The sequence below is a fragment of the Marinobacter sp. genome (assembly GCF_041595835.1).
GTDB lineage: Bacteria > Pseudomonadota > Gammaproteobacteria > Pseudomonadales > Oleiphilaceae > Marinobacter.
In genome coordinates this window covers 1-9,276 of the sequence record NZ_JBFHJO010000068.1, presented here as the reverse complement: position 1 = coordinate 9,276, position 9,276 = coordinate 1, and the positions used below count along the sequence as shown (strand labels likewise).

The following is a 9,276-nucleotide window of genomic DNA, read 5'->3' as shown; positions in this document are numbered from 1 at the left end:
CACCTGCCCGTCGACTTCAATCAATAGGGTCGAATGACCGAGCCAGGTCACTCTTGTATCGGTGGCCTTGCCAATTGCGGCGGGGTCGACCGGCAGTGACGGAATCTGAGCTGTCGGAACCCGCTCCTGCTCACCCAAAAGCTGCTCTTTGGTCGCTTCCCACATCTCGGGGGTAAGCATCTTCATAGTGGTAGTGACATTGTTGTGAAATTTGCTGTCACGATAATTGGCGGATCTGACAATGCGATCATGCTTACTTGCTGCACCGATCTGCGGAGCGTTCAAGGCAAAAAGCAATGCAGTGCCGATCAGTAAAAAAATCAGGGGCAATATCATTTTGGATACCCTTTTCATGTTGGTTTCCCACTTTTACTGGCAGACCGACTAATCAGTCTAGTGTGAGGACAAAAATTTTTACCCGAGGATCTTCCAGCAGAGACTGAAGGCGATGTCCCATAGCGGCTTGTCAGTCTTTGTTTCTGGATTGTTTAACAGGTGACGGATGAAACCATCCATTGCGCCTGCAAAGATATCGAGCAATGTCATGCCTGAAACTTTATCGCCTCTCTCGCTTACAAGGGCCGAGAAATCCTCAATGAAGAAAGCAAATTTGGCCACTCCTTTCTCTCGGACCGATTCGCCGATGTAAGGGGAGGCCTCACAATGTTTGAAGAATCGGTACTGACTTTCATGGCTAATAGCCCAATTCACATAGGCAAACCAGAGCCGTTTGATCTTTTCTTCCATCCCATTTGCGTCGGTGCAGGCTGCTTGAAGGTAGTCCGCGAGGTCGGTCTTGGCGCCGAGGTACAACTCCTCAATCAACTCTTCCTTGCTCTTGAAGTGATGAAAGAGGGTGCCGGTGGCAACTCCAGCCTGTTTGGAGATTTCTGCCGTAGAAGTGCCCCGGAAACCGTGCTCAGTGAAGAGTTCCAGTGCTGTCTCTAAAATTTGTTCTCGTTTGCTCATGCTATATACTGCTCCTACCGTGAAAAAACCGACTGTTTAGTCAGTCTACTCAGGAAGGATGCATTTAGTCAACCTTGAAATAATATTTATTTCGGACGTAAAGGGGGCAAACGAACGAAGGACGTAAAGGGGTCGGACCTCAATAAGTTGTCGTTATTATGAGGGTTTGTTCAAAAAAATAGGCGTCAAATACCCCTTAGAGGCCCTGTTTTGCGGGTAAAATCGGATATGTAAGCGGCTTCGTCCTCCTTGAGGATGCTGCCGCCGTCGTTGTGGATTATCGATTTTGCCTTTGCGGTTATTCCCAAGGCTGCCATCCCCCGCCCAACACACGGTAGAGGGTGACCCAATTAGTGGCTTCCGCCAATCGCGCTGCAATCATGTTTTGCTGTGCGGTGTAATAGGAGCGTTGTGCCGTCAGAACTGACAACGAGCTTTCAAGACCCTGGCGATAGCTTGCTTCGGTCAAGCGGTAGATTTTCTCATTTGCCTTCAGCAGTGATTGGCGTGCTGCCAACAGTTCCTGCATATTGCTCTGCTCGCTCAGGGCGTCTGAGACTTCCCGGAAAGCTGTTTGAATGGTGTACTCGTATTCTGCCAAAGCAGTATCACGCCCGACTTCGGCAACGCGCACCGTCGCTTTTCGAGAGCCGCCGTCAAAAATGGGCACAGACACTGAGGGAATGAAACTCCACAGACCGGAGCCGCCGCCAAACAGGTCAGACAACTGGCTACTGGAGGTACCGACACTGGTGGTCAGGGTGATACTTGGAAAGCGCGCCGCGCGAGCAGCACCGATATCGGCGTGTGCCGCGCGCAAGGTGCGTTCTGCAGCTAGCACGTCGGGGCGACGCTGCAGCAATTCGGATGGCGCGTCCGCCACCGGACCAATAGAGTGGACCAATGGCGCAAGTGGATTGTTGACACGGGTGCCGGAGTCTGTGACCAATGCCTGTTCTATGGGCTGACCGACAAGCAGCGTCAATGCGTTGAGATCCTGTGCCACTTGCGTTCGGTAGATAGCAATGTCAGCGCGCGCTGTATCAACGCTGGTTTGAGCGGTGGCCACTTCCAGCCCCGACGCGGTGCCGATGTCGAAGGTTTTCAGCGTCAGGTCCAGCGATTTCTGTTGGCTTTCGAGTGTGCTTTCTGCCAAGCGCAGGCTTTGTTGATCTGCCGCCAGTGTAAAGTAGGCTGTGGCAACTTCTGCGACCAGTGTGATACGCATGGAACGGAGTGATTCTTCGTAGGAGAGATAGGTCTCCAACGCCTGATCGCGCAGATTGTTGAGACGTCCAAAGAAGTCCAGTTCGAAAGCACTGATACCCAGAGTCGCGCTGTAGGCGCGAGTGGTCTTGCCATCAGAGTGTAGCGCGCTACTGCTCCCGGCGGCATTGACTGTCGGCAGCGTATCAGCACGGGTGATTTGAAACTGAGCACGGGCTGACTCGACAGCAAGAGCGCTCTGTCGCAGGCTGCGGTTGTTGTTCAGTGCCAACTCGATGAGCTGACGCAGGCGTTCGTCACCGTAGAATTCCTTCCATCCGATTTCATCCACAGGGATTGCATCTGAATCACCGACTTGTGTCGTTGGCCATGTTGCAGCAACAGGCGCTAACGGCTGGATATACTCAGGTGCGAAGTTGACGCAACCCGTCAAGGTGACGCTAAGGGCGACACTCAGCAGTGTGAGGCGAAAGAGGTTCATGGCGCCTCCTGGGGTGTTGAGTTGGATACAGGATCACTTGTTGATAGGTTGGTCCTGTTCCGCGTGAACAGTTTATGGACCAGTACATAGAGTAGTGGGATCAGAAAGATGCCCAACAAGGTGGCGGAGATCACCCCGCCGATGACGCCTGTGCCTACTGCGTGCTGGCTGCCTGAGCCTGCGCCAGAGCTGATGACCAGCAGTAAAACACCCAAGCCGAAGGCCATCGATGTCATGACGATGGGACGCAGTCTCTGGCGACAGGCATGCAGTGTGGCGGCGACAACTTCCTGCCCCTCATCCACTGCTGCCTTGGCAAATTCAACGATAAGAATGGCATTCTTGGCGGTCAGTCCGAGGACCGTCAGCAGGCCAACCTGAAAGTACACATCGTTCTCCAGTCCGCGTATCTGCGTGGCCAGCACGGTACCCAGCACGCCGACAGGAAGTATCAGCAACACCGACAGCGGTACCGACCAGCTCTCGTACAGTGCGGCCAGACACAGGAACACCACCAACAAGGAGAACAGATACAAGGTACTGGCGTTGGACCCTGCCTGCTGCTCTTCGTAGGACAAGCCGCTCCAGGCCACACTAAAGCCCTCAGCGTATTCCTCTGCCAGCTGTTCCATTATGGCGATGGCGGTTCCTGAGCTTACGCCAGCGGCAGCATCGCCTTGTATTTGAATGGAGGAGTCGCCGTCAAAACGTGAGAGCGTGGGCGAACCCGTTGTCCATCTGCCCGTGGTGAAAGCCGAAAACGGGACCATATCCCCATTGTTGTTGCGCACACTCCATTTGTTCAAATCCTCGGGCAGCATGCGAGCATTGGCGCGGGCTTGCACATACACCTTTTTGACTTTGCCCCGGTCAATAAAGTCGTTGACGTAGCTACCACCCCAGGCGGTAGACAACACGCTGTTGAGATCGCTCACCGATACACCCAGTGCACCGGCTTTGGCATTGTCGACATCCAGCACATATTGCGCTGTTTCGGCGGAGATACTGATACGTACACCTTGCAACTGTGGATTTCTGTTGGCGGCGGTCACCAGTGAATTGGCCGCGGCTGTCAGTTTTTCGGTGCCCTGAGCGTTTGGATCCAACAGCTCCATTGTAAAGCCGCCGGTGGAGCCTAAACCGGGAATTGATGCAGGTGCCAGCGCAAAAATCCGTGCATCCTTGATCTGTCCAAGCGCAGCCATGGCACGGCCCTGAATAGTGGTGGCACTTTGCGAGGAATCTGAACGTTCGGACCAGTCTTTCAGTCGTATGAAGCCCAAACCCACATTCTGGCCGCTGTTGCTCAGTCCAAAACCTGCCACTAGAAAAGTAGAGACCACCGTGTCTTTCTCGTTTTCGAGGAAATGCTGCTCGACTTGTTTAATGACTTTGTTGGTACGCTCTTGGGTGGCACCTGCAGGCAGCTCCAGGCTTACCATCAATACGCCCTGATCTTCATCAGGCACAAAAGAGGTGGGTAGACGCATGAAAAGCATAACCAGTACGAGGCTTAACAGGGTGTACAGCAACACGAAGCGTCCCCCGCGCTTGAGCACATGAGCGACACTTGTCTCGTAGCCTTTCGTCGTACGCTCCACCAGGCGGTTGAAACCACCAAACACTTTATTTGACAAGTGTCCCCCTGCCGGCGTTGGCTTGAGCAAGGTGGCACAAAGCGCTGGTGTGAAGATCAATGCCACCAATACCGAAAGCGTCATGGCTGACACAATGGTGATGGAAAACTGACGATAGATGACCCCAGTCGTACCACCGAAGAACGCCATGGGCAGGAAAACGGCCGAGAGCACCAGGCCAACGCCAATCAGCGCCCCGGAGATCTGGCGCATGGATTGACGCGTTGCCTCCAATGGAGAGAGGCCTTCTTCGGCCATGACGCGCTCGACGTTTTCCACGACAACAATGGCGTCATCCACCAGCAAGCCGATCGCCAGCACCATAGCGAACATGGTCAGGGTGTTGATGCTGTAGCCAAAAGCCGAGAGCAGTGCGAATGTACCCAGCAGAACCACAGGCACGGCGAGCGTTGGAATCAATGTTGCGCGCCAATTCTGCAGGAACAGGAACATGACCACAAACACCAGCACCACGGCTTCGATCATGGTCTGAATCACGCTTTCAATGGATGCCTCGATGAACGGGGTGGTGTCGTAGGTGGTGACCACCTTCATGCCGGCTGACAGGGATGCTGACAACTTTTCCACTTCGGCGTTGACTGCCGCTGCAGTTTCAGTCGCATTGGCTCCCGTTGAGAGCATGATTCTGATACCGGCGGCTGGCTGGCCATTATAGGTGGCTTTAACGTCGTAACTGGCACTGCCCAATTCGACATCGGCCACATCGGACAAACGAACGGTGGCCGAGCTTGTGCTGGTCACGAGAATGATGTTGCGAAACTGCTCAGCGGTTTGCAGGCGACTTTGCGCGGTGATGGTGGCGTTGAGCTGTTGTCCTTCGACAGCGGGCAAGGAGCCGAGCTGACCTGAGGAGACCTGAGTGTTCTGTGCCGCTATTGCGCTGCTGATATCAGCGGGGGTAAGTTTGTATTTTGTCAGTTTTGCCGGGTCGAGCCAGATGCGCATGGCGTACTGGGAGCCCAGCACTCCGACGCTTCCAACGCCCGCAACGCGACTGAGCGGTGTTTTCAGGTTGGAGGCGACATAGTCTCCCAGGTCTGCCGAAGTCAGGCTGTCATCGCTGGACACCAGGCCCAGCACCATCAGCACCTCGTCGCCCGATTTGGTGACCGTCACGCCTTGCGTCTGCACCGATGTCGGCAGTGTCGACGTGATTTGCTGCACTTTGTTCTGGACTTGCACTTGTGCGGTATCCGGATCGGTGCCGATCTCGAACGTCAGCTGCACGCTGGATGAACCGGACGAATTGGACGAGCTGGATATGTAGCGCAGTCCATCCAGTCCCGTGAGATTTTCCTCAATGACCTGCGTAACGGATTCCTCCACCGCAGTGGCGGATGCACCGGTGTAAGTTGCGCTGACAGAAACGGTGGGGGGCGAAATGGTCGGGTAGCGCGACACGGCCATCGAACGGATGGCCATCACACCGGCGAGCATCGTACCGATGGCCAGCACCCAGGCGAAGATAGGGCGATTAATGAAAAATTGAGACATGATGTTTGATCACTCCGAAACCGGAGGCGCTAAGGCCTCTGAGGTGGAAGTAGAGGCAGGCGCCTCTTCCGTTTCTTTAGCGACGCTCACCACCGAGCCGACTCGAATCTTCTGCAGACCTTCCACGACAACACGTTCGCCCGCCTTCAATCCGCTTTCCACGATCCATTGATCACCCAGTGCCTGACCTGTGGTTAAGGTTCGTTCTTCGATGGTGTTGTTCTCATCAATCACATAGGCCAGCCCATTTCCTTTCACATCGCGGCTGATGGCCACCTGCGGCACCACCAGTGCTTTCTGCATGACCGCGCCTTCGACTCTTATTTTCCCATACATTCCAGGAATCAATTCGTTATTCGGGTTCGGGAACTGTGCGCGTACGGTCACCGTGCCAGTTGTCTCATCCACGCTGGCATCATCCAATTCCAGCCTTCCAATCGGGCCATAAAGACTCCCGTCATCCTTGACCAGTCGTACCACGGGACGGCCATTCTCCAGTTTGACCTTACCTTGTTCAAATTGCTGGCGAATACGCAGGAATTCAGTAGCCGATTGCGTTGCATCCAGGTAGACAGGATCCAGCTGCTGCACGGTGACGAGTGCGGTAGTCTGGTTGGCAGTGACCAGTGCACCCTCGCTCACACTGGAGCGTCCTATGCGGCCATTGATGGGTGAAGTGACATTCGCGTAAGACAAGGAAATTCTGGCAGCTTCCAGATTGGCCTCGGCAGAGACAACCGCCGAGATCGCCTGTTTGTAGGCAGCTTCGGCTTCTTCAGCGCTCTCCTGACTTACCGCCTCGATATTGACCAGTTCGCGATAACGCGCCGCCTTGGCCTTGGCACTGGCGAGGGCCACCTTTGCGCTGGAAAGCGTTGCTTCAGCATCTCTGACGGAAGTCCGTGCAGACGTCGGGTCGATCTCATACAGCACTTGTCCTGCTTTGACTTCACTGCCCTCTGTAAACAAGCGCTTGCGTACAATGCCACCGGTCTGCGGCCGGATCTCAGCGGTGACAGCGGCGACCACGCGTCCGGTCAACTCGCTTGAAACAGGCACCTGGGTGCTCTCGACAGTATAGGCCACGACCTCCACTAATGGCGCTTCCTCAGGAGCCGGAGCTGATTCCTGATTGCAGGCAGCTAGCGGCAACGCCAGTGCTGCCAGTATGATCGTGTTTAGCAATATCCGACCTGGACGGGGGCACACATGGGAGGTGCAGGGAGATTTTTGCATGATGTCTTCCTCTGTGTCTGTGGGCGCTGATTCAGGCTGCAGCATAGGTTGTCTATTTACGTTTTCTTCCGGGACGTGGTTGACGCAACAGCGTCTTTATCCAGACACTTATCGCCCGGTGTTGAACTACCAAATGTGTTTCATAGTTGCAAGGCAAAAGCGGCGAATTGGGCGGTGTTCTCTTCACCGATGACTTCGCTACACTCACGGTCGATCTTTTGCCATTCCTGATGAATTTGTTCGAACTGGCTGTTCCCATGTCGAGTGAGCTTGAGCACATGATTGCGGAGCTCCTGTGCGTCGACATATCACTCGATAAGACCTGTTGCCAACAAGCGGGATGTCATGGTGCTCATGCTGGCAGCTGTCAATCCAAATTTTCGAGCCAATTTTATTTGAGATGCCTGCTCCATCATTCCGAGAAGACTGAGAATACGGTCCTGCCGAGGATGAATGCCGAGTGGTGCTAGCCGGGTACGCAAGCGCTTATCGAGAAGATGTGCGAAGTGGAGATGCAAATGAAAATTGTATTTTCGGGCAAACAAAAGATGACTCAACCAATGGTTAGTATACTAAGACAATTAACCAGTGCAATCAAGTACCTGTCGGACTTTCTCGTTTTCAAGAAAATCGACGTCCATAAATCCTCTGTTATGGGATTTCATTTTCGGCGAAGGGTACCCCGTGCTCGTTTTTGACTAGTTTTTGCCCAAAATGCTTCAAGCCCGACAGGCTCCTAGTTGCAAATGTCGTGACTTGATCTCATGGTCTCCGACATTTAGAACGCTAAAACTTGCTCAGCTGAAAAATCAGGTTGTTTTTTACAAGGTTCTTGCTGGCAGATTGAAAGCATTCACCGATTAATGTACCATGGACCTGTTCGGAGACAGTATCACTGGCCTACGACATAATGGTTGTGGTTTTGGTTCTTCTGTTACTGATACCCGCGTTTATAATGGTTTATACTGATGTGGCAAAGGGATTGACGGGCGGTAAACAGTGGTATTTTCCTGAAAAAGGGCAACAACAGATATGTTAAACGTACTTCTGGTCGAAGATGATTTCGATCTCGCAGAGACGGTCGTCCAGTATTTGGAGCTGGAAGGCATACGCTGTGACCATGGTTCTAACGGCATGGCCGGACTCCAGTTGGCAAAGGCGGGTGGCTATCAGGTGCTGTTGCTTGATATCAACCTGCCTCGTCTTGACGGCCTGAGCTTGTGTGAGCAACTCCGAGACTCTGGCGATACCACGCCGATCCTGATGCTGACCTCCCGGGACGGCCTGGATGACAAGATCGCGGGTTTTAAGGCCGGAACGGATGATTATCTGGTGAAACCCTTTGCCCTGGAAGAACTGGTGGTGCGACTGGAAGCCTTGGCGCGCAGGCGTAGCGGGCAGGTACGGAAATTGTCCTGTGCTGATCTTGAGATGAATCTCAGTGATAAAACCGTCACCAGAGGTGGCATCCTATTAAAATTATCGCCAATAGGCTGGCGACTCCTGGAAGCGTTGCTGCAGGCATCCCCCGAAGTGGTCTCCAGGCAGCAGTTGGAAGAGGCCGTCTGGGGAGATGATATCCCCGACAGCAATAGTCTGAAAGTGCATATATTCCATCTGCGCCAAGCCATCGATGCCCCGTTTTCCAGCCCCTTGTTACATACCGTCCCCGGGCACGGTTTCTCAATAAGAGAGCATTTTTCTTCATGAAGCAGCAAATCAGCCTGAAACTGTTTGTTGCCCTGGCCTTTATCTTGCTCGCAGTGGTGCTGGTCAGCGGCTATTCCATGCTCAGTAGCTATTATTATCTACTGGGAATGCGCAATATCACAGCCAGCAATATGGAAGAGGTCGCCCGCAGTTATGTTGAGTTGGTACCGCCAGCCGAACGGACCCCGTTGGACAATTTCAGAGCCTACCAGATTGCCGAAAATTGGGACCACATTCCCCAGGCGATTCAGAATGTCTTTAGTGCCCCTCCTTCTGGACCCGGTTTAATAATAAAAGCAGATCGTAGCAAATGGTTCGGTCCCCCGGATTTCACTTATTTTGTTTATCGGTATCAGGATAAAAACGAATCCTTCTTTGTCACTCGACACGGATCCATATCCACATCTCCACCTCTGATTGCTCGTAATGTTGCAAAAAGTAGAAATATTTTGATCGCCATCAGTGCCCTGATAGCAGCGATTCTGGGGGGAACACTCTGGT

At 53.4% G+C, this 9,276-nt stretch carries 9 protein-coding genes; 2 read left to right on the top strand and 7 right to left on the bottom strand.

Annotated features, from left to right (window positions below; genetic code table 11):
* The 7 genes from ABYA77_RS14040 to ABYA77_RS14010 form a co-directional block, all read right to left on the bottom strand.
* Window positions 1–354, bottom strand: a 354-nt coding sequence (locus ABYA77_RS14040; RefSeq protein WP_372966591.1) for a hypothetical protein, incomplete at its 3' end; no start/stop codon positions are given.
* Window positions 355–414: 60 nt separating this feature from the next.
* Window positions 415–969 carry a TetR/AcrR family transcriptional regulator gene (locus ABYA77_RS14035; protein WP_372966590.1) on the bottom strand — a complete coding sequence of 185 codons (555 nt, stop codon included), beginning with the start codon at window positions 967–969 and terminating at the stop codon, window positions 415–417.
* 298 nt (window positions 970–1,267) lie between these two features.
* Window positions 1,268–2,677 (bottom strand): efflux transporter outer membrane subunit, encoded by a 1,410-nt coding sequence (locus ABYA77_RS14030; protein WP_372966589.1) that lies wholly within the window; start codon window positions 2,675–2,677, stop codon window positions 1,268–1,270.
* Window positions 2,674–5,829 (bottom strand): efflux RND transporter permease subunit, encoded by a 3,156-nt coding sequence (locus ABYA77_RS14025; RefSeq protein ID WP_372966588.1) that lies wholly within the window; start codon window positions 5,827–5,829, stop codon window positions 2,674–2,676. The genes ABYA77_RS14030 and ABYA77_RS14025 overlap by 4 nt, the downstream gene beginning before the upstream one ends.
* A 9-nt stretch (window positions 5,830–5,838) precedes the next feature.
* Window positions 5,839–7,065 (bottom strand): efflux RND transporter periplasmic adaptor subunit, encoded by a 1,227-nt coding sequence (locus tag ABYA77_RS14020; protein WP_372966587.1) that lies wholly within the window; start codon window positions 7,063–7,065, stop codon window positions 5,839–5,841.
* 140 nt (window positions 7,066–7,205) lie between these two features.
* Window positions 7,206–7,343, bottom strand: a complete 138-nt coding sequence (locus ABYA77_RS14015; RefSeq protein WP_372966586.1) for a hypothetical protein — start codon at window positions 7,341–7,343, stop codon at window positions 7,206–7,208.
* 30 nt (window positions 7,344–7,373) lie between these two features.
* Window positions 7,374–7,547, bottom strand: coding sequence for a MarR family transcriptional regulator (locus ABYA77_RS14010; protein WP_372966585.1), 174 nt, complete (start codon window positions 7,545–7,547; stop codon window positions 7,374–7,376).
* A gap of 550 nt (window positions 7,548–8,097) precedes the next feature.
* Here ABYA77_RS14010 and ABYA77_RS14005 point away from each other — a divergent pair.
* Window positions 8,098–8,775 carry a response regulator transcription factor gene (locus ABYA77_RS14005; RefSeq protein WP_372966584.1) on the top strand — a complete coding sequence of 226 codons (678 nt, stop codon included), beginning with the start codon at window positions 8,098–8,100 and terminating at the stop codon, window positions 8,773–8,775.
* Window positions 8,772–9,276, top strand: a 505-nt coding sequence (locus ABYA77_RS14000) for a hypothetical protein (RefSeq protein ID WP_372966583.1), incomplete at its 3' end; no start/stop codon positions are given. The genes ABYA77_RS14005 and ABYA77_RS14000, both read left to right, overlap by 4 nt.

Coding starts and splice junctions, on each gene's coding strand:
- ABYA77_RS14020 (WP_372966587.1), bottom strand. CDS start 7,065: ATGCAAAAATCTCCCTGCACCTCCCATGTGTGCCCCCGTCCAGGTCGG.
- ABYA77_RS14005 (WP_372966584.1), top strand. CDS start 8,098: ATGTTAAACGTACTTCTGGTCGAAGATGATTTCGATCTCGCAGAGACG.
- ABYA77_RS14030 (WP_372966589.1), bottom strand. CDS start 2,677: ATGAACCTCTTTCGCCTCACACTGCTGAGTGTCGCCCTTAGCGTCACC.
- ABYA77_RS14035 (WP_372966590.1), bottom strand. CDS start 969: ATGAGCAAACGAGAACAAATTTTAGAGACAGCACTGGAACTCTTCACT.
- ABYA77_RS14025 (WP_372966588.1), bottom strand. CDS start 5,829: ATGTCTCAATTTTTCATTAATCGCCCTATCTTCGCCTGGGTGCTGGCC.